The following is an 18,501-nucleotide window of genomic DNA, read 5'->3' on the forward strand; positions in this document are numbered from 1 at the left end:
GGACATGCCCCATGGCACACCTCTCCTGTGTGTCGAATTGCCGAAACTTCTAGGCCGCGTCGAGGTCCAGGCCCTCGAACCACTCGCGGACCTTGGCCGGGTCCCACCGCAGGTGTTTGCCGACCTTCCGAGCCGGAGGCCCGTAGTTCTTGCTGCGCCAGCCACGAATGGTGTGCACCGGTACACCGAGGAAGGCTGAGAGATCGTCAACGCCCCACAGCCGGTCGAACTCGTTCCCGCTCATTGCCGTCCCCCTCCCCAGGTCTCAGGCCGCTTGTGGAACTGCCGAAAGATCGGGCGGTGCACCACTGGCCGCCAGCAAGGCCCGGTCGTACTCGGCCTTCCACGTGACGCGTTGGGCGATGGCGTGCATGAGCAGGTGCGCGCGTGGTGGCACGTTGGGGTCGCCAGGCCGGACCTTGTGCCAGACGAGCTGTGACGTGTCGGGTTCCGGCTTCTCGATGCCCACGGCCTTGAGTGCTTCGACCACGAACCGCTTCCGGTCCGCCCGGTGATCCGCCAGCGTCTTGCCGGACCACTTGCGCGACACCAGGACCCGCCGACCGGGCAGGCCGAGCGTGGTCCGCCGATGAGCCCGCCCCTTGCAGTGCCCCGGAGCGGTCCGAGAGTTCACCCCACGCGGCTGGACGCCGTAGAGCAGCCAGACGGGGCAGCGGTCGGAGCAGGGCGTCACGGCCAACTCGTCCGCCAGGCGGTCAGCGTGCCGCCGTTGCCGGTCGGTGGTCTGCTCGACCACTTCGCCGATGGACTTGGTGAGGTACTTGGTCAGGTAGCCGATGTGCCGTCCGGCTTCCTCCGAGCCGCCGAGGACGCCCTTGGAGTGCACCTGGCGGCCGAAGGTCACCACGTGCGCCGGTTCGTCCACGGCCTCGACCGCGTCCGCCCAGGCCGTCAGCGGCTTACGGGTGTCCGGGTCGACGAACGCTTCCGCCCGTGCGTCCCACACCGGCAGGTGGTCACCGCCGTAGACGCGTTCGTCATGGTTGGGCCACCACACCTGGTGGTACGTGGCGGCCGTGACAAGCCGGATGGTCTCGTGCGGGATCGAGCCGCGGATTGCCACATGGAGGTGTGGCGCCGCTCGGCGTTGCGGTTCGACCGTGGCGAAGTACTGGACGTCCCAGCCGACGACCCGCCGCAGGTTCTGCCACCACCGGTCGACCAGCGAGGCGAAATGCACCGCGTCCCGAGCCGCCCGCCGGTAGTCGTAGGTGTCCGGATCGACCGGCGTGCCGTCGTCACGAACCCGACCGTAGGTGTCGAGGGTGAGCGTGACGAACATCGACGGCCGGAACCCGCCTGCGTACTCCCTTCCCACGGTGCGCTTCTCGACCCGCCGCCGAGGCAGGTTCGGCGCGTCCTGCCGCCGCTTGGTCGACCGCTTCACAGGTCGCTTCGGTGGTGCGTCGGGCGAGGGGAACCGACCCCGCACGCCGAGTTGCCGAAGTTCCGCGTCGACCGAGTGGATCTCCTCCCGCAGCTCGTCCGCGTCACCCGCCTCCCCGGCCTGGACTGCCTCCCGGTACGCCTTCACCAGGTCCGCCCGGAACGTCATCAGTTCCTTCTCGTCCTGGGACGGCTGACGTGCGGTGAAGTCCAGTTCCTCGGTCATGTGCCAGCCTTCGCGGCACTGCGCCATCCGAAGCGCCTTGGCCTTCTTCGCACACGGCCCACAGACGCTCTCCACCGTCGACCCGCACGGGACGGCGACGTAGCGGACTTCGTAGCTGGCGCGATCCTCAACTTCCATCGTGAACGGCCGCACGCACACCCCGTGCTGCTCGGCCGCAGCCTTGGCCACGTCCAACGCCATCGGCTGACGCATCCGCTCCGCGCGAGTCGTGGCGCTCATCCGGCCACCTCCGCCCGGTTGCAGATGTGACCATGTGCAACATGCCCCGAGAGCCGTTCGTCAACGTCGTCCGTGACGACGAGTCCGGTCCGCACGCCTGCCCTTGCTGCGGCTTCCTGACCCTCGGCGAACGGGGCGGCTACGAGATCTGCGACGTCTGCTTCTGGGAGGACGACGGCCAGGACGAACACGACGCCGACCAGGTACGAGGAGGCCCGAACCGGGGTCTCAGCCTGACCCAGGCCCGCGAGAACTACGCCCGGATCGGTGCCGCCGATCCGACGGACCTCAAGCACGTCCGACCGCCGAACCCTGCCGAGTACCCGCCCCTCTAGCTGCCAGTTCACGCCGCCACCCCGTCCACACCACCGGGATTGCTCGGAAACGGCCGCACCTCGGCAGGCCGGAAGTAGTCCCGCAGCGCCGCCAAATCGGCATCGGTCACGTAGAAGGCCCGAGCCCGTTCCGGCTCCCGCTGCCCGTCCTGCTTCACCCACGCCACACCGGGCGTGTTTTCGCTGATCTCGTGAGCCGCCGCCCCGCGCTGCCGGACACCGTCACCAAGGACCATGTCCACCTGTTGCGGTTCGTCCAGCCGCAACGCCACCCGCGTGGTGAACAGGTGCCGGAAGGAGACGATCTCCTTACGCGGGTCCTGGACCAGGCCGACGAGCACGTACCCCGGAGCCCGCCCCTGGGAAGCGATCGTCTGCACAGCTCGTGCCGCACGCTCCCGCAGCTGCTTGTCCGGCTGGTAGGCGACGACGTCCGCCAGTTCGTCCACGATGAGCACGGTCAAGGGCTCACCGGTGTCCCGAGCCCACAGCCGCCGAATGCCCCGATACCGGGAGGCCCGCTCCTTCACCTCAGCGGCGATCTCCTCCAACAGTTCGACCGCGTCAGCGCCGTTGCCGAACACCAACCGGTCGAAGGCGTCGGGGCATTGCCCGAGTTCCATCCCGCCCTTCGGGTCGATCCCAACCAGGCGCACCAGGCCCGCCCGAACTGCCGGTGCGAGCTGCCAGACGATCGACCACAACACCGAGCCCTTACCGGCCCCCGGTACCCCAACCACGAGAAGCTGTGCCCCGAGCAGCCGAACCCGCCACGGCTTGCCCGTCTCGGTCCGCCCGACGACCACCCGCTTGAAGTCGACGTCGGCCGAGCCGTCCAGCGCCGGCACGGGCACCGGCCGCACAAGCGGGTCAGCGTGCACGAAGTCCAGTTCAAGCAGTCGAGGCCGCAGCACCCGGACCCGGCAGGACCGAGCACCGAACGAGTGCGCCAAACCATCCCGCCTCAGCTCCCACGCCTCCGGCGATTGGGCCGGCACCATCCGCACCCGAACCCGGTCCCGCCATCCTTCGGACCGCACCCGCCGCAACCTGGGTCGGTACTCGCGGCCACGGTCGCGCTTGGCCAGGTCGGACAGCCGCATCACCGACCGCCACTTCGGCACGTACACCGTCGCCCGCCGCCACTCGGTCACCAGCCGGTACCAGCAGTGCCGCAGAAACGACGCCCGGTCGTACCCAGCCCACACGGCCAGTGCCGCGACCAGCGACAACAGCGCCAACACCAACGGCGACAGCCCGAACCGCCACCAGCACCAGGTCGCCGACGCCGGAACCAACGTGACCACCGGATAGCGCACGACAACGAGCACCAGGCGCACGACGCCTACCACCACGAGCCACACCAGCGCCACCAAGGCCGCAATCCACTTGGCCTTGCCCGGCACCAACATCCACCACGGCACCCGAGGCCGCACACCCTCGAACGGAGCCGGGTCGACCCACTTGCCGCCGTTCACAGCGCACCACCGCCCACAGCGGTGAAGACCAGCGACAACCACCCCAGACAGGCGCAGCAGTCGAGCTGATTCGGGGCGTAGACACCGAACCGCTTGCACGACCGGCACCGTTGACCGTTGGGCAATTTCCACAGACCGGTGGGGCGTCGACTTGACGTCCGCCCCCCAGATACCGATACCCTCGACATGACCGAAACCCCTTGTGTCGCAACAAAAGCGCGCAAGAAATCCGGTCGGTGTGTCGTCGGGAAACAGCCTCAGCCCGCCAAGACTTGAATCTGTTTCCCGCGACCCACACCAACCGGCACGAATCGTTCAGTTGTCACGCAACGCGTCATCAGCCGGACGCGGTCAGCGGTCCTCCACGACCTCGAACAGGTCCGTGAAGCTCATCGTCTTGAACGCGCTCAGCGCACCGGCGATGAACACCGGACCAGGCCGGAGCTCGTCGGCCAAGACCCGGCCCACCGTCGAACGGTGGACGCCCAGCGCATCTGCGATCTCGTAATCGGACTCCAAGCCCGCGACGCGAGTCGCCAGGTCGAACCTGTCCACTCGTAGCCGCACGGTGTACCGAACTCCGTCACCGCCGGCACGCGACCGCCGACGCCGACGCCTCACCGGTCACCTCCGCCATCCCCGGCACGTCCGGCATCGGTCGCGGCAGCGATGGCCTCACCCTTCTCCCGCTCACGCTTGGCCCAGTACAACGCTTCGTGATGGTGCCCCCGGTCGATCTCCGCCACCCGCGCGTACACCTCCGCCGACCGCAGGAAGAACGCCCGCCGCACAGCCGGTTCCGCATCGGGTGCCGGCATCACCCTGACCAGCGCTTCATGCGCGTCTTTCAACGACGTGACAGCCCACGCCGCCCGCCACAGTCCCTCATTCGAAGCCCGCTTCGCCTTGCTCATGTCCCGTCCTCGTCCGGGTTGACACGGGCGTGCTCGATCCGCGCCCGACGGTCGAATTCCTCGGCAGCGATGGCGCAGGCGTGACGAGCCCACAAGGGCACCGCCAGATCAGCAGCCAGAATCCGCCACGCCCACGCCACCGCCGCATAGCTGTCAGCCAGCCGAAGCCGTGCCGCCGCCCTGTCCTCAGTGGACGCTGCGAACAGGGCTTCGGTCTGGTCCGCGTACGCGAGGTTCCAGCGAGCGACCGCCTCACGAGACGGCCGCGCCACCTCAAGCCGCCTTCTGCTCGCCCTGGGGCTTCTCCGCACGCTTCGGAGCAGCGCCAACCTGCGGCGACGCAATGCCCGTAGCTCGGATCGTGAACCCCTGGTACTTGTACCGATCACCCATCACCCGCGGCTCGACCGTCAGCCCCTCGAACGCCACCGGCCTCACCTCGACACCAGGCATGACCTGCACAGCCTGCGGCGGCACCGGCTGCACGTCAGCCAGGATCGTCACCGTCACCGACGCGTCCCGCTCCTTCTCAGCGGACGGGTCCGTGACCACGACCTTCCACTGACGCTTACCCGTGCGCTCATCCACACGCTGCTTGGCCTGCCGACCGCGCCCCTTGTCCTCCGCGCTCATGTACTCCATGTCCGGCGCGACCTCACCGACCATCAACGCCCCCATCGGGAACACCTGGTCAAACGACGCCTCGAACCGAGTCCCATACGGAACCGCCACCAGCCACCTCCGTCACCTTGCCAGCCTGCCTATACAGGCTAGCCATGTCCCGAGAGTAAGACAGCTTGGCTAGCCAAGTCAAGCAAGTGACGAACATCAGCCGATCGAGCTAGCTCTCTAGGCGGTCTAGCCAAGTGCGAACAGACACTGCGAACATGTGCGAACAGCCGCTTTGCGCCCCGCTTTGCGCTCGCGGGACACGAGACGAGGAGCCATGGCACTAGACCCAGACGATCCGCGACCGCCATATATGCAGGTGGCCAACGCCTTGCGAGCTGCCATCCTGACCAAGGTCTTCAGGGCGGGCGACAAGCTGCCGTCACGTGCGGAGCTGGCGAAGAAGTACGACGTCGCACCGATGACCGTGCAGAGCGCGCTACGCGAGCTGCGTGACGAGGGCTTGATCGTCTCCCGACAGGGCAGCGGCGTGTTCGTCCGAGAGCGCACTGAGCGCCCGGTCGGCCTGCGCCCGCACATCGAGCAGGCGTTCACGTCCGACCGCGTGACGATCGACTTCGCCGGGTTCTCCGGCGAGACACTGCACGGCATCCTTCAGGAGCCACTGGACAAGATCCGCATCGGCCGACTCACGCCCGAGGCAATCCACGTCCGCATCCTGGTCCCGGACCCCACCGTCCCGTGGTCTGTCCCCTGCACCGTCGAAGACCGGTCCGACAGCCCAGCCTTCCGCGAACGCGCCGCCGAGATCATGCGCCGCCACACCCAAGCCATTGTGGACAACGTCACCGAGCTGGGCGAACTCGGTCTGGTCAAGGACGCCACCGCAGAAGTCCGCGTCCACCCAGCCCCACCACTGTTCAAGCTCTACCTGATCAACAACGACGAAGCCTTCTTCGGCTTCTACCCCGTCCGCGAGCACGTCCTATCCCTAGGCGGCCAACCCCAAGCCATCTATGACCTCATGGGCAAAGACGCCATCCTCTTCCACCACAGCACCACCGACGACGACACCAGCACCGGCAGCCAATACGTCGAGCAAGCCCGCACGTGGTTCGACAGCCTGTGGAGCTCCATCGCGACGGAGCAGAAGCGATGAGGGCAGATTTCGTGCAGACGGACGACCTAGGATTGCTGCGCCACATCTTGTCGTCCACCGACGCCTTGCTACTCGACTTCGATGGACCCATCTGCTCGGTCTTCGCGGGCATACCTGCTCGCCATGTCGCCGATCAACTGCGCAAAGTCCTCTCCAAGGAGAGTCGGGACAGCCTTCCGCCCGATATCGAAACGACCGAAGATCCCTTTGATATTCTTCGTTATGCCGCAACAGTGGGCGATACAGAAGCACAAGGTGTAGAAGTCGCTCTCCGTGCCTACGAAGTTGAAGCGGTTGCGAGCGCTTCGCCTACCGTTGGCGGCCTAGACGTCATAGCTGCATGCCACGACAGAGGCAGGATGGTCGCAGTAGTTAGTAACAACAGTGCAGAATGTGTTCGAACCTACCTTCGCATCAAAGAAGTTGAAGCCCTCGTCGACGCGATCTGCGCTCGGACTACACATGACACGTCAATGCTCAAGCCAGCTTCGACATTGCTGACTGCAGCGCTGACCACCCTTAACGTACCGCCCGAAGCAGCCACACTAGTAGGGGATTCCGAAACCGATATCCAGGCTGCACTACATACACAAGTCCACTCAGTCGGATACGCAAATAAACCTGGGAAAGAACAGAAGCTTAGGGACGCAGGTGCTCACGTGATCATCGACCGGATGACACAAATTTCAGACGTCCTATAAGCGTTCGAAAGCGGCGACATCAACTCGCCATGGCACCCATAACGAATTGAGCCTGCTCGGTCCGAAGCATCTCAAACGGAGTTATACACTTAACGCCAAGTCCACGACATACGTTCGGAATCTTAATTTTCTTCACTGACTCCGAGTACCTCTCATGCGTCACCACTACAAACTGCTTAGCGTGCGCATGTGAGACAAGGTGATAGTCGGCCACGCCGAGGAATGTACTGACAGCAGCGGACACGAAGTTCTGGCTGGTTACCCAGCGACTCGTGACCGCCAAGCTTCTTAACACGTTGGCGTCAGGCGACAAGAATAGCGTCGGGTTTCGCCCTACCCAACCCGACAGCTCGTCCTGAACCTCGACCAACTCTTTCTTCACTGCATCAATACTATAAACAACCTGCCTATGATTGGCGTCGATGATCCAATCCCAGAATGCTGGACAAAAGTCGAGTCCATAGTGAAAGTTCTTCGCCTGAATGAGCACATTGGAGTCGATCAGGTATGGCACTAAGAAACTCCCAACCGGTTCGCAAGCTCGCGATAGGTCGAGAGCTTCTTCACTCCAAGCAGACGGAACGCGTCCCTGTACAGCGTTGCGCCCTCCTCGGCGCTTTCCACTATGGCACGGGCGAATCTCTTGCTCGTACGGACGGGTTGGGTGTTATAGAAGTTTCCTCCGGAGCCACCGTCCTGCTCTCGCGCCAGTTTCATGACACGCACATACTCCGCGTCATACATCTGCCGGAATTGTTCCCACGGAAGAAACCTGATGTCGCGCAGCCTTCTGAGGACAACCAAGGTGCTCACCTTGAATCGAGCTGCTAGTCGATCAAGTTCAGCCGTAATATCATTATGCCTACTGAACTCTTTCTGCAACATATCAGCCGGAACTAGAATTTCGGCAGCCACTTGATTACACCAGCGCTCAGCATGATTTTCAGGCACTGAGGCGACGTCGACGTCACTCAGAGCCGATTGACCCACCCAAATGTGAGCCAATTCATGCGCCAAAGTGAATATCTGAGCCGCCTTAGTGTCGGCACCATTAACGAATATGACTGGCGCATAGTCGTCCACCAGCGCGAACCCTCGAAACTCAGTCGGATTCAGTTTACGGTGCGTGTTGCCGCCAACCACTCCATTGACCATAACGAGGATTCGGAGCTCTTCGGCCGCTTCGGTGAGACGCTTGAAAGCTTCGCTCCAGGATGAGCCTCGCTCCGCCACGCCAAAATGGAGCGCCTCGCGGAGTGATCGCGCAGCGGCGTCCGAAGGTGTCGACGGATCGAAAGACCCAACAAACGAAAGTGGTTCCATACCCATCGTTCGGACATGGTCGCGATACCACTCTTGTCGTTGCTGAACTTCGAACAATGTGTCCAACAGGTCGACGCTCGGCTGTCGCAGCGCCTCGTCTCGCACTGTTCTAAAGTCGGGGAGTGGCAACTCCTCTTCCGGAGGCTCAGGGAGGAAGAAGAAACCCACGGGCGTGTGCGTGGCGTTCGCGAAGTCTTCCAACTGATGAAACGTCGGTGAACTCGCTCCAGCTTCCCACTCACGCAGCTTCGGAAACCTCCGGGCAAGTTCGGTCCCGCTGACGCCGGAACGCTCACGCGCCCAACTGATCAGCTCGACCGGAACCTCAACCCGCAGCACCATGTCTCCCAGTATCGTTCACCAGGCACCTGCCCTGCATAAGATCACTGGATCGGCGTACCTGTGTGGTGCTCAGTCCGTCGTCGGCGACATGCGTGGTGTTACAGACAGGAACGAAGTACTGCCCTCTGCTGAACTTGGCTCTATGGGATCAAGGCGCGCCGCCTGCGGCGGCGCGCGGTACGGGGTGGCGCACGTTGGCACCGACTCCCCGCATCACGGCACGCCGGGCTCCCGCTTCGCTCCGCCCGTCGGCCGTGCGCGGAGTCGGTGCACGTGGTCGGGTGGCGGCGCGCGCCAGCGACGAAGGCCGCCAAGGCGAGAGCTCCCAGCGGCACCGGTCGGGACGATCGCGCGGTCACGCGGCTTGGTCGGGCTGGGCACGGCGATCGACGCCCGCCGACGCTCCGCGCCAGCGGCCAACGGGAGTGTCCCGGCATAGCGGAGGGCACCACCTCGGCACGTGAGTCGTCGCGGTTGGCGACGCGGTGTGCCGGGGTGGTGCCCGTAGTGCGTGATCAACTCTCAGGCCGTCTCCAGGCCGTGAGAGGTCGAGGAAGGTTGGTCAACGACGATGAACGTTGACCAGGTATGCGCAGTTCAGATGACCATTCCAGGTGATGTGGGCAGGTCATAGCCACCCCGGCGCAAAATCTTCACCATCTTCGAGGGGACGTCGGAGATCCAGCGGTTGGTTGTCGCGCGCGCTATCTCGGGCATGCACATCAAGTAGACCTGACTGATCAGGTCACCCGGTCTGGGCGGGGTCTTCAGGACGCGGAAGACCCCGTCCACTGCTTTCCGGTCGCGGTCGGTGGTGTGACTCAGGCGGGCCACAACAGGGAACTCAGCTTGGTTCGGGCGTGCGGTTCGGTCCGGCTACGCGCGGCTGAGGGTGTTGCCGTCGTGTTTGCCGGTTTGGCGCGCCGGTGGCAGTTCTGTGGGCTGTTCGTCAGTGACCCACGCGTGCTCCAATGCCGACAGTCGGCCGTGCTCCAACCACACGAGCAGCCAGCCGGTGAACGTGCCGGCGTCGTCCGCGATGGGGAACGAGAGCGGGCTGGGGAGGTTGTCGCACGGTGGGCTGTCGTCGGGGACGTGCAGGTCGACGCTGGTCGACCCCGGCGCCCACGGGCGGATCACCTTGGCCTTGTCGACCTGTGCGTGGAGGACTGGGTAGTCGGACAGGACGTGATGGAGCACGGTCCTCTCGTCGACCGACATTTGACGTCCCGACATCGCGCTCATTTCGTCCGCTCACAAGCCTTGCGGATGCCTGGAGAGCCACTCTGTGTGCCTAGCCCTCAGTACGTCGCGTTCCTCGCTGGTCGGGAGCAGCACGTCGGCGCCGCCGTCATAGGGATGGTGGATTCGGGTCATCGCCACGTCGGTGATCATCACGTTGGCTTCCACGTCATCCGCCACGTCGCGGAGCAGCGGATCGATCGCCCCGGTGGTCCACGGGATCCGTTTGGCGTACACATGCCAGTACGTCGGGTCGTCCGGGTCCGGGTCGGTGCAGATCGTGGTCCAGTAGTCGGTTTGCGGCTTCGGGTCGTCACGCCACTGGCCGGTGATGACGTAGACGTCCTCACCGGCGAAAAGCTCATTCAGGACCGTGTTGTAACGCTCCAGGATGATGGCGTACTCGGCTTCGGTTTCGGCGTACCTCTTGGACTCCGGCAGGCTGTGGAAACGCACCCAGCGTTCCCGGTAAGCCTGCTTCAGCATGTAGGCAGCCGGGTCGCAGCGGGCCCAGTTGCGGTTCCACTGGTGGAGCAGGTCAGGGATCGGGTGCGACTCGCGCAGCCAGTTGTCCAGGTAGGTGACGATGTCGGGTGAAGTGGGGCGTAGTTCGACCGCGGCGTGCCAGAGGGGGCCTGCCAGCTCCAGGACCAGCGCTTCACCGCGCACGTCCGAATAGAGGGTGGGCACGATCGCTTGTCGGAGCCACCGGTCCTGGTGGTCAGCGACCCATTCGCACACAGTGTCGTTCAACGGTCGTCCTCCGTATCCCGACAGAAGCGGTTAGGCTCGGGCGCATGGTCGGGGTGTTGCAGTGTGTTGTCCTTGATTGCCCAGAGCCTAAGGCGCTGGCCGCGTTTTACCAGGGAATTTTCGGCGGTGAGGTGGACAAGCCGGACCGTCGGTGGAAGTTGAACGACGAGTGGTCGACGTTGCACATCGAGGGCGGTTTGGTGCTCGCGTTTCAGCGGGCCGTCGACTACGTCGCACCTGAGTGGCCTGATCCGGGCAAGCCTCAGCAGTTCCACCTGGACGTCGGGGTGAAGGACCTCGGCTTGGCCAAGGCCGAGGTCCTTCGGTTGGGCGGTACCTTGTTGGACGACTCGCAGGAGGTGTGGTGGGTGTTCGCCGATCCGGCCGGCCACCCGTTCTGCCTGGTCTGGGAGTGAGTCAGTTGCCCGCTTCGGTCAGCCAGCGCCGTTCCGCGGTCGTATCCGGAACGGGGTTGTCCCAGCCGTTGATCGTGGCCAGCAACGACCAGTAGCGCTCCGCCCTGGGATCGCTGAACTCCTCCAGGCGCCTGGACAGTTCCGGGCCCACCGGCACGTCCAGCACGGCCGACCACTTCTCGTTGATCCGGGCGACAACGGTTGCCGCTTCGGGCGAGTTCGGATCGATCCCCGCGTCCAACGCCTCACGGGCCTGGGCGATCGCGTACTGGAACGCTTCCATCGACTCGTCGGAACGGCCGGACATGTCGACACCTTCGGCCCGCATTTCCTGGTGCCGTTCCGACATGTTCCTGATCGACGCCCGGAAGTCCGGGTCACGGACCATGTTCGCCAGCTCTACCCACGCCTCCAGCTGCTCGGTCGTCGGATCGTCCGGCAACTCGACCCGCACCGACCGCATCATCTGCTCGAAACCGGGATCCAGCTCCAACCCGCCGAACACCTCGTCGAAGAAGTCGTCCAGGATCGCCTGCCGCTCTTCCTCCGACAGCCGCGCCAATTCGTGCACTATCTCCACCTCCCCGTTCCGCGCCACGACCCGCAGCACGGCCCGGCGCAACCGGAGCGTGCGTATCTGCGCGTCGATGGCTTCCGCGTGCGTCCGCGCCACGTCGGCCACGGACACCTCCCGTGCCAACACCCGCTGCGCCGTGGGCAGGTCCACGCCCAGGTCACGCAAGGTCCGCACGAGCTTGAGCCGCGCCAACCCGTCGACGTCGTACGTGCGGAACCCGCCCACGGTGCGCCCCGCCACGGGGATCACGCCGGAATCGGAGTAGAACCGGATCGTCCGCGTGGACAGCCCGGTCATCCGCGCCAGTTCGCCGATCGAGTAGTGCGTCACGGGGACCACCTTGAACTTTCCAGTCGCTGGAACTTCAACTGGTTTACCGGACCACCGCACATCCGTCCCGCCGACGTGACACCCGACGGGCGGGTGCCCGACGGGCGGGCGGATTCGTTGACGGCACCCCTGTGTGCGCGCCTAATGTGCACGCCGGGGGGCGTTTCCGCTGGTAGAGCGCCAGTCGACGCTGTCGTCCACCCGTCGGCGTGATCGAGGGAGAAACGTGCTGAACAACTTTCGAACGGCAATCGGCGTCGCGGCGGTCCTGCTCGGACTGCTCGCGCCGGGAACGACGGCGAACGCGGACGTCTCGCAGGCGCAGGCGCCGACCGGCGTGCGGTCCGTGACCACCAGCGCTGAGTTGCCGGCCGGTGCGCCGCCGTTGCCGGTCCTCGCCAACGCGGCAGCGCCCGCGCTGTGCATGGTCGGCCACGTGCAGGACCGGGACTGGGGCCAGTGGCAGTGCCAGGCGCCCGGCCAGTCCGCCTTCGCCGGATCTGTCGGACTGGGCAAGAACCTGGAGGCTCTGGTGGTGTACGTCAGCGCCCCGGACGCCGGCTCCCAACTCTGCGGCGCCGCACACGTCCGCAACCGCGGCTGGGTCCAAGAAGGCTGCCGCGGCGCGGGCTCCGCGGTGCAGTACGGGTACACGGGGCTGAACCTGCCGCTGGAGGCGTTCAAGTTGAAGAGCTCCACCCGCAAGGTGTGCCTCGAAGCCCACGTCCGCAACCAAGGCTGGGTGGGCAACGGGTGCGTGAACCCCGGCGAGTGGCGCGAGGTGGGCACCACCGGCCTCGCCCTGCCGCTCGAAGCGGTTCGGGGAATCGTGCTCTGACCGGACACCACTGACGACGATGGGGCGGGACCTGATAGCCAGGTCCCGCCCCATCCGGTCGACAGCGGAACGTCGACAGCGGAACTCAGTAGGTCATCGCCACGCCGGGGTCGGCCAGGAGGGCGCCTACGTCGGCCAGGAACTGCGAGCCCTGTTGGCCGTCGACGACCCGGTGGTCGAAGCTGAGCGCCAGTTGGCAGACCTTGCGCGGCACTACTTGGCCGTCCACCACCCAGGGCATGTCCCGGATCGCGCCCAGGGCGAGGATCGCCGACTCTCCCGGGTTGATGATCGGGGTGCCGGTGTCGACGCCGAAGACGCCCACGTTGGTGATGGTGATCGTGCCGCCCATCATGTCCGCGGGTGTCGTCTTGCCGTCACGGGCGGTCGTGGCCAGGGCGTCCAGGGCCTCGGCCAGCTCGCGCAGTGACATGCGGTCGGCGTCGCGGACCTTGGGGACCACCAGGCCCCGCGGCGTCGCGGCGGCGATGCCGAGGTGCACGTAGTCCTTGTAGACGATCTCCTGCGCCGCCTCGTCCCACGTCGCGTTGACGTCGGGGGTGCGGCGGGCGGCCAGGATGACGGCCTTGGCGGCGAACGCCAACGGCGTGATCTTGACGCCGCGGAACTCGCGCGCTTCCTTCAGACGCGCCCGCAGTTCCATCATCGGCGTCACGTCCACCGTCAGGAACTCGGTGACGTGCGGCGCGGTGAACGCGCTCTCCACCATCGCCTGCGCGGTCGCCTTGCGGACGCCCTTGATCGGGACCCGGCGCTCCCTCGTCCCGCTGTCCACAACGGACGGCGCGGGTGGTGCGGTGGGAGCGACGGCCTGTTCGACGTCCTCGCGCGTGATCACGCCGCCCGGACCTGAACCCGACAGGGCGTAGAGGTCGATGCCCAGGTCCTTGGCCAGCTTGCGAACGGGCGGCTTGGCCAGTGGGACGTACCCACCGCGAGCCGGTTCCGCGACAGGGGTGGGGGCAGGGGCAGGGGCGACAGGAGCAGGCGCGGGGACAGCGGCAGGGGCGGCAAGAGCAGGAGCGGCGGCGACGGGGGTCGGGGCCGGGGAGTCCTTGCGCGCACGGCGTTTCGCCGCACCCGCACGGGGCCCGTAGCCGACCAGGGTCGCGATCCGACCGCCCGGCATCTCCTCGCCGATCTTGCCGTTCGACTCGGCGGGAGCCGAAGCCGGAGCGGCGACAGGAGCAGGCGCGGGCGCCGAGCCGGACGGGTCCACGTCGATCGTGATGATCGGGACGCCGACCTCGACCGTCTGACCCACCTCGGCCAGCAACTCGGTCACCACGCCGTCCCAAGGGCACGGCAGCTCAACGGCAGCCTTGGCCGTCTCGATCTCGACGATGACCTGGTTGACCTTCACCGCGTCACCCGGCTTCACGTGCCAGGTGAGGATCTCGGCCTCGGTCAGCCCCTCTGCCGTGTCCGGCATGGGGAATTGCTTCAACTGCGGCACAGCGATCCCCCTACCAGGCCAGCGAGCGGTCGACGGCGTGCAGCACGCGGTCGAGGTCGGGGAGGAATTCCTCTTCCAACTTCGACGGCGGGTACGGGGTGTCGAAACCGGTCACCCGCAGCACGGGCGCCTGCAAGGAGTAGAAGCACTCCTGCTGCACCTTGGCCGCGATCTCGCTGGAGATGGAGGACTCGCTCGGCGCCTCGGTCACCACGATCAGCCGACCGGTCCGCCGCACCGACTCGAACACCGGCGCGAGGTCGAGCGGCGACAACGTGCGCAGGTCGATGACCTCCAGCGAACGCCCCTCCTCCTCGGCCGCCGCGGCAGCCTCCATGGACGTCCGCACGGACGGGCCGTACGTCACGACGGTGACGTCCGTGCCGGTGCGCAGCGTGCGCGAGCGGAACAGCGGTCCGGGCGCGGCGGTCGTGTCGACCTCGCCCTTCTCGTAGTAGCGCCGCTTCGGCTCGAAGAACAGCACCGGGTCTTCGCAGTCGATCGCCTGCTGGATCATCCAGTACGCGTCGGCCGGGTTCGAGCACGTCACGACCTTGAGGCCGGCGGTGTGCGCGAAGTACGACTCGGGCGACTCGGAGTGGTGCTCGACCGCGCCGATCCCGCCGCCGAACGGCACCCGGATCACCATGGGCAGCTTGAGCCGGCCCTGGGTGCGGTAGTGCAGCTTGGCGACCTGCGACACGATCTGGTCGAAGCCTGGGAAGATGAAGCCGTCGAACTGGATCTCGCACACCGGTCGGTAGCCCCGGATCGCGAGGCCGACGGCGGTGCCGATGATGCCGGACTCGGACAGCGGCGTGTCCAGCACGCGCTGCTCGCCGAAGTCCTTCTGGAGGCCGTCGGTGATCCGGAAGACGCCGCCGAGCTTGCCGACGTCCTCACCCATCACGATGACCTTGGGGTTGGCCTCCATCGACGCGCGCAGGCCGTTGTTCAACGCCTTGGCGATGGTGAGCGTCTGCACCGCGGCGGGCGCGGCGGACGTGGGGCGGTCCATCGTCGGAGCAGCCATCAGTGCTCACCTCCCGCGAACCCGGCGTGGTACGCCAGGAACTCGTCGCGTTGCGCCTCCAGGACCGGGTTGCCCTCGGCGTAGACCTCGCTGAAGATCCGCCCCGGGGGCGGGTCGGGCAGGTTGACGCAGTAGTCCCGCAGCTCGATCGCGATCTGCTCGGCCTCGGCCTCGATCGACTCGAAGAACGCCTGGTCGGCCCACTGCTGCTTGACCAGGTGCACCTTGACCCGCTCGATCGGGTCCTTGAGCTTCCACAGCTCCAGCTCGTCGGACAGCCGGTAGCGGGACGGGTCGTCGGAGGTGGTGTGCGCGTCCATCCGGTAGGTGAACGCCTCGATCAGGATCGGGCCGTTGCCCTGGCGGCACTCCTCCAGCGCCCAGCGGGTGACCGCGAGGGTGGCCAGCACGTCGTTGCCGTCGACCCGGATGCCGGGGAAGCCGTAGCCGCGGGCCCGCTGGTAGAGCGGGAGCCGGGACTGGCGCTCGGTGGGCTCGGAGATGGCCCACTGGTTGTTCTGGCAGAAGAACACCAACGGCGCGTCGTAGACCGCGGCCCAGACGAAGCCCTCGTGCACGTCGCCCTGGCTGGTCGCGCCGTCGCCGAAGAAGCAGACGGTGGCCTCGCCGTCGGCGTCGCCGACCTTGCCGTCGAACTTCTGGCCCATGGCGTAGCCGGTGGCGTTGAGCACCTGGTTGCCGATGACGATCGTGTACGGGTGGAACCTGGTCGCGACCGGGTCCCACGTGCCGTTGTCGGTGCCGCGGAAGATGCCGAGCAGGTCGGTCGGCTTGACGCCCCGGGTCCACGCGATGCCGTGCTCGCGGTAGCTGGGGAACGCCATGTCCTCCGGGCGCATGGCCCGGCCGGCGCCGATCTGCGCGGCTTCCTGGCCCAGCAGCGGAACCCAGATGCCGAGCTGGCCCTTGCGCTGGAGGGCGTTCGCCTCGCGGTCGACCCGACGCACGAGGACCATGTCGCGGTACAGCCCGCGCAGTTCCTCGGCCGTGATGTCGATGTCGAAGTCCGGGTGCTGGACGCGTTCGCCCTCGGGGGTGAGCAGCTGCACCAGGTCGGCGCCGCCCTCGTCTGTCGCTCGCAAGCCTGCGATCACCTGTTCCGCTGTCGGTTTGGCAGCAGTGGCCGGGGCGGCATCCGGCCCTGGGTGCGTCCATTTCTCGGGGGACGACATGAGCCTTGTCTCCTCGTCTACGAGACCGCCCGGTCGCTTGTGACGACACTGCGCGGCTGCACCGCCAGTCGCCGTGCCCCTCGGTGTCGGGGTCGGTCGACCGTCGGCGCTGACGGTGTTCTCATCCACATCCTGACATGGCCCCACCCCCGATGGTGAGCCCCATCCCAGTTCGTAACTCTTCACGCAGCGGCCTGACGTGCACCAACGGTCGGAAGACCAATCTTCGGCAGTCCAAGTAGGCCGTCCGTTCATCGAACACCCTTGTCCAGGTTATCGCCCGTTAACTACCGAACGTAGGGATCCGCACACGACCGGTCGGCCTAACTGCCCACGTCCGCACCCCTTGCTGTGGATGGACTACCGACCATCGGCAGACGCAGCATTTCCACCACGCGAAATCCCCGGATCCGGCGGTCGGATTGCCGGCTCGCGGGTCCGTCGGCGAATCGGGTCGTGACAGGATCGGGCCGTGGACCGTTCAGCGCTGACCCGTACCGTTCGCGGGCTCTGGGAGGACGACATCCTCCCGAGCCTGTCCGCCTTGGTCGCGATCCCCGCGATCTCCCCCTCCTTCGACCCCGCGTGGGCCTCGCACGGCCATCTGGCCGCCGCCGTGGAGCACGTGCGCGGCTGGCTCGCCGACCGCGACCTGCCCGGCGCCACCGTCGAGGTCGTCCAACTGCCCGACCTGACTCCGGTGCTGCTGGTGGACGTGCCCGGCACGGCGCCGACCTCCGACACCGTGCTGATGTACGGGCACCTGGACAAGCAGCCGCCGGTCGGTGGTTGGGGCGAAGGCCTCGGGCCGTGGACGCCGGTCCTGCGCGACGGGCGGCTGTACGGCCGGGGTTCCGCCGACGACGGGTACGCGGGTTACGCGGCGATCGCGGCGATCGAGGGGGTGCGGCAGGCGGGCGGCACGCACTCGCGGTGCGTCATCCTGCTGGAGACCGGCGAGGAGTCCGGGAGCCCGGACCTGCCCGCGTACCTCGACCACCTGCGGCCCCGGCTCGGTGACGTGTCGCTGGTCGTGTGCCTCGACTCGGGCGGCAACGACTACGAGCGGATGTGGCTGACCACGTCGCTGCGCGGGTTGGTGCAGGTCACGATGACGGTCCGGGTGGTGGAAGGCGGGCTGCACTCGGGGATGGCGAGCGGCATCGTGCCGTCGTCGTTCCGGATCGCGCGGCAGTTGCTGGACCGGCTGGAGGACTCGGCGACCGGTGAGGTGCTGGTGCCGGAGACGCACGTCGAGATCCCGGAGGACCGGGTGCTCGAGGTGCGTGACGCGGTGGCGAGCACGCCCGGCGTGCTGGTCGGCAGCGTGCCGTGGGCCGGTGGGACGCAGGCCATGGCGTCCGACGAGGTCGAACTCGCGCTGAACGCCGGGTGGCGGCCGACGTTGTCGGTGACCGGGGCGGACGGGCTGCCGGCTCCGGACGACGCGGGGAACGTGCTGCGGCCGTTCACCACGCTGGTGCTGAGCTTCCGGCTGCCGCCGACGGCCGACTCGTCGGCGGCGATCGAGTCGATCCGGCGGGCGTTGACGACGGACGTGCCGTACGGCGCTTCGGTGGAGTTGTCGCGGATCGAGGCGGCGGACGGGTGGAACGCGCCGACGCTCGCGCCGTGGCTGCGCGAGACGTTGGACAGGGTCGGCAAGGAGGTGTTCGACGCGCCGTGGCGGACGGTGGCGCTCGGCGGCTCGATCCCGTTCATGGGGTTGCTGCCCGAGGCGTACCCGGAGGCGCAGTTCCTGGTCACCGGCGCGGTCGGGCCGGACTCCAACTGCCACGTGCCGGACGAGTGGCTGCACCTAGCGCAGGCGGCGCGGATCACCGAGGCGGTCGCCGTGGTGTTGGACGCGCACGCCCGGCGCTGACG

Annotated in this window: 21 protein-coding genes; 6 read left to right on the forward strand and 15 right to left on the reverse strand. The window is 66.7% G+C overall.

Features of this window, described 5'->3' with window-relative positions:
• Positions 1 to 49: 49 nt before the first annotated feature.
• Together F4560_RS31675 and F4560_RS31680 are read right to left on the reverse strand one after the other, a co-directional pair.
• Entirely contained in the window at positions 50 to 244 is a 195-nt protein-coding gene (locus F4560_RS31675) for a helix-turn-helix transcriptional regulator (RefSeq protein WP_184926377.1), read from the reverse strand.
• Between the two features lie 21 nt (positions 245 to 265).
• Positions 266 to 1,873, reverse strand: coding sequence for a replication initiator (locus F4560_RS31680; protein WP_184926379.1), 1,608 nt, complete (start codon positions 1,871 to 1,873; stop codon positions 266 to 268).
• 41 nt (positions 1,874 to 1,914) lie between these two features.
• Here F4560_RS31680 and F4560_RS31685 point away from each other — a divergent pair, with 41 nt between their 5' ends.
• Positions 1,915 to 2,208, forward strand: coding sequence for a CPCC family cysteine-rich protein (locus tag F4560_RS31685; RefSeq protein WP_184926381.1), 294 nt, complete (start codon positions 1,915 to 1,917; stop codon positions 2,206 to 2,208).
• A gap of 8 nt (positions 2,209 to 2,216) precedes the next feature.
• On the opposite strand, the gene F4560_RS31690 is transcribed toward F4560_RS31685, so the two are convergent.
• The 5 genes from F4560_RS31690 to F4560_RS31710 all read right to left on the reverse strand — a co-directional run bounded on the left by F4560_RS31690 (position 2,217) and on the right by F4560_RS31710 (position 5,332).
• Positions 2,217 to 3,686, reverse strand: a complete 1,470-nt coding sequence (locus F4560_RS31690) for an FtsK/SpoIIIE domain-containing protein (RefSeq protein WP_184926384.1) — start codon at positions 3,684 to 3,686, stop codon at positions 2,217 to 2,219.
• Positions 3,687 to 4,037: 351 nt separating this feature from the next.
• Positions 4,038 to 4,241, reverse strand: coding sequence for a transcriptional regulator (locus F4560_RS31695; protein ID WP_312869596.1), 204 nt, complete (start codon positions 4,239 to 4,241; stop codon positions 4,038 to 4,040).
• Positions 4,242 to 4,303: 62 nt separating this feature from the next.
• Positions 4,304 to 4,600 carry an AMED_5909 family protein gene (locus F4560_RS31700; protein WP_184926388.1) on the reverse strand — a complete coding sequence of 99 codons (297 nt, stop codon included), beginning with the start codon at positions 4,598 to 4,600 and terminating at the stop codon, positions 4,304 to 4,306.
• Positions 4,597 to 4,872: a hypothetical protein gene (locus tag F4560_RS31705; protein ID WP_184926390.1), complete on the reverse strand. Its 276-nt coding sequence runs from the start codon at positions 4,870 to 4,872 to the stop codon at positions 4,597 to 4,599. The genes F4560_RS31700 and F4560_RS31705 overlap by 4 nt, the downstream gene beginning before the upstream one ends.
• 1 nt (position 4,873) lies before the next feature.
• Positions 4,874 to 5,332: a hypothetical protein gene (locus F4560_RS31710; RefSeq protein WP_184926393.1), complete on the reverse strand. Its 459-nt coding sequence runs from the start codon at positions 5,330 to 5,332 to the stop codon at positions 4,874 to 4,876.
• A gap of 214 nt (positions 5,333 to 5,546) precedes the next feature.
• On the opposite strand from F4560_RS31710, the gene F4560_RS31715 reads away from it, so the two are divergent.
• On the forward strand, positions 5,547 to 6,389 hold the full coding sequence (locus tag F4560_RS31715; RefSeq protein WP_184926396.1) for a GntR family transcriptional regulator: 843 nt from the start codon (positions 5,547 to 5,549) through the stop codon (positions 6,387 to 6,389).
• The gene (locus F4560_RS31720; RefSeq protein WP_184926399.1) at positions 6,386 to 7,090 is read left to right on the forward strand and encodes an HAD family hydrolase; all 705 of its coding nucleotides are present in this window, start codon (positions 6,386 to 6,388) and stop codon (positions 7,088 to 7,090) included. Before F4560_RS31715 ends, F4560_RS31720 begins: the two co-directional genes overlap by 4 nt.
• A gap of 19 nt (positions 7,091 to 7,109) precedes the next feature.
• Here the strand turns inward: F4560_RS31720 and F4560_RS31725 are convergent, their stop codons facing one another.
• From F4560_RS31725 to F4560_RS31740, 4 genes are all read right to left on the reverse strand, one after another.
• Positions 7,110 to 7,604 carry a DUF4411 family protein gene (locus F4560_RS31725; protein ID WP_184926401.1) on the reverse strand — a complete coding sequence of 165 codons (495 nt, stop codon included), beginning with the start codon at positions 7,602 to 7,604 and terminating at the stop codon, positions 7,110 to 7,112.
• Positions 7,604 to 8,755: an ImmA/IrrE family metallo-endopeptidase gene (locus tag F4560_RS31730; protein WP_184926403.1), complete on the reverse strand. Its 1,152-nt coding sequence runs from the start codon at positions 8,753 to 8,755 to the stop codon at positions 7,604 to 7,606. The genes F4560_RS31725 and F4560_RS31730 overlap by 1 nt, the downstream gene beginning before the upstream one ends.
• 876 nt (positions 8,756 to 9,631) lie before the next feature.
• Positions 9,632 to 9,991: a hypothetical protein gene (locus tag F4560_RS31735; RefSeq protein ID WP_184926405.1), complete on the reverse strand. Its 360-nt coding sequence runs from the start codon at positions 9,989 to 9,991 to the stop codon at positions 9,632 to 9,634.
• 18 nt (positions 9,992 to 10,009) lie between these two features.
• Entirely contained in the window at positions 10,010 to 10,687 is a 678-nt protein-coding gene (locus tag F4560_RS31740; RefSeq protein ID WP_221485437.1) for a DUF3885 domain-containing protein, read from the reverse strand.
• Between the two features lie 107 nt (positions 10,688 to 10,794).
• On the opposite strand from F4560_RS31740, the gene F4560_RS31745 reads away from it, so the two are divergent.
• Entirely contained in the window at positions 10,795 to 11,166 is a 372-nt protein-coding gene (locus tag F4560_RS31745) for a VOC family protein (protein ID WP_184926407.1), read from the forward strand.
• Position 11,167: 1 nt separating this feature from the next.
• Here F4560_RS31745 and F4560_RS31750 read toward each other — a convergent pair whose 3' ends face one another.
• Positions 11,168 to 12,073 (reverse strand): helix-turn-helix domain-containing protein, encoded by a 906-nt coding sequence (locus F4560_RS31750; RefSeq protein WP_312869597.1) that lies wholly within the window; start codon positions 12,071 to 12,073, stop codon positions 11,168 to 11,170.
• Positions 12,074 to 12,299: 226 nt separating this feature from the next.
• Between F4560_RS31750 and F4560_RS31755 the strand changes: the two genes are divergently transcribed.
• Positions 12,300 to 12,911: a hypothetical protein gene (locus tag F4560_RS31755; RefSeq protein ID WP_184926411.1), complete on the forward strand. Its 612-nt coding sequence runs from the start codon at positions 12,300 to 12,302 to the stop codon at positions 12,909 to 12,911.
• An 85-nt stretch (positions 12,912 to 12,996) separates the two neighbouring features.
• On the opposite strand, the gene F4560_RS31760 is transcribed toward F4560_RS31755, so the two are convergent.
• Genes F4560_RS31760 through pdhA form a run of 3 tightly spaced genes read right to left on the reverse strand, consistent with a single transcriptional unit; the run spans position 12,997 to position 16,614 of the window.
• Positions 12,997 to 14,388: a dihydrolipoamide acetyltransferase family protein gene (locus F4560_RS31760; RefSeq protein WP_184926413.1), complete on the reverse strand. Its 1,392-nt coding sequence runs from the start codon at positions 14,386 to 14,388 to the stop codon at positions 12,997 to 12,999.
• A gap of 10 nt (positions 14,389 to 14,398) precedes the next feature.
• Entirely contained in the window at positions 14,399 to 15,421 is a 1,023-nt protein-coding gene (locus tag F4560_RS31765) for an alpha-ketoacid dehydrogenase subunit beta (protein WP_184926415.1), read from the reverse strand.
• Positions 15,421 to 16,614 carry a pyruvate dehydrogenase (acetyl-transferring) E1 component subunit alpha gene (gene pdhA / locus F4560_RS31770; protein ID WP_184926417.1) on the reverse strand — a complete coding sequence of 398 codons (1,194 nt, stop codon included), beginning with the start codon at positions 16,612 to 16,614 and terminating at the stop codon, positions 15,421 to 15,423. Before pdhA ends, F4560_RS31765 begins: the two co-directional genes overlap by 1 nt.
• Positions 16,615 to 17,086: 472 nt before the next feature.
• Here pdhA and F4560_RS31775 point away from each other — a divergent pair, with 472 nt between their 5' ends.
• On the forward strand, positions 17,087 to 18,499 hold the full coding sequence (locus F4560_RS31775; RefSeq protein ID WP_184926419.1) for a M20/M25/M40 family metallo-hydrolase: 1,413 nt from the start codon (positions 17,087 to 17,089) through the stop codon (positions 18,497 to 18,499).
• Positions 18,500 to 18,501: the final 2 nt, after the last annotated feature.

Origin of the sequence: Saccharothrix ecbatanensis, assembly GCF_014205015.1 — a bacterium.
GTDB classification, from domain to species: Bacteria; Actinomycetota; Actinomycetes; order Mycobacteriales; family Pseudonocardiaceae; genus Actinosynnema; species Actinosynnema ecbatanense.

Bases quoted from the DNA above. Each gene is read 5' to 3' on its own strand.
- F4560_RS31675 (WP_184926377.1), bottom strand. From the start codon at position 244: ATGAGCGGGAACGAGTTCGACCGGCTGTGGGGCGTTGACGATCTCTCA.
- F4560_RS31680 (WP_184926379.1), bottom strand. From the start codon at position 1,873: ATGAGCGCCACGACTCGCGCGGAGCGGATGCGTCAGCCGATGGCGTTG.
- F4560_RS31685 (WP_184926381.1), top strand. From the start codon at position 1,915: ATGCCCCGAGAGCCGTTCGTCAACGTCGTCCGTGACGACGAGTCCGGT.
- F4560_RS31700 (WP_184926388.1), bottom strand. From the start codon at position 4,600: ATGAGCAAGGCGAAGCGGGCTTCGAATGAGGGACTGTGGCGGGCGGCG.
- F4560_RS31715 (WP_184926396.1), top strand. From the start codon at position 5,547: ATGGCACTAGACCCAGACGATCCGCGACCGCCATATATGCAGGTGGCC.
- F4560_RS31720 (WP_184926399.1), top strand. From the start codon at position 6,386: ATGAGGGCAGATTTCGTGCAGACGGACGACCTAGGATTGCTGCGCCAC.
- F4560_RS31730 (WP_184926403.1), bottom strand. From the start codon at position 8,755: ATGGTGCTGCGGGTTGAGGTTCCGGTCGAGCTGATCAGTTGGGCGCGT.
- F4560_RS31735 (WP_184926405.1), bottom strand. From the start codon at position 9,991: ATGTCGGGACGTCAAATGTCGGTCGACGAGAGGACCGTGCTCCATCAC.
- F4560_RS31745 (WP_184926407.1), top strand. From the start codon at position 10,795: ATGGTCGGGGTGTTGCAGTGTGTTGTCCTTGATTGCCCAGAGCCTAAG.
- F4560_RS31765 (WP_184926415.1), bottom strand. From the start codon at position 15,421: ATGGCTGCTCCGACGATGGACCGCCCCACGTCCGCCGCGCCCGCCGCG.
- pdhA (WP_184926417.1), bottom strand. From the start codon at position 16,614: ATGTCGTCCCCCGAGAAATGGACGCACCCAGGGCCGGATGCCGCCCCG.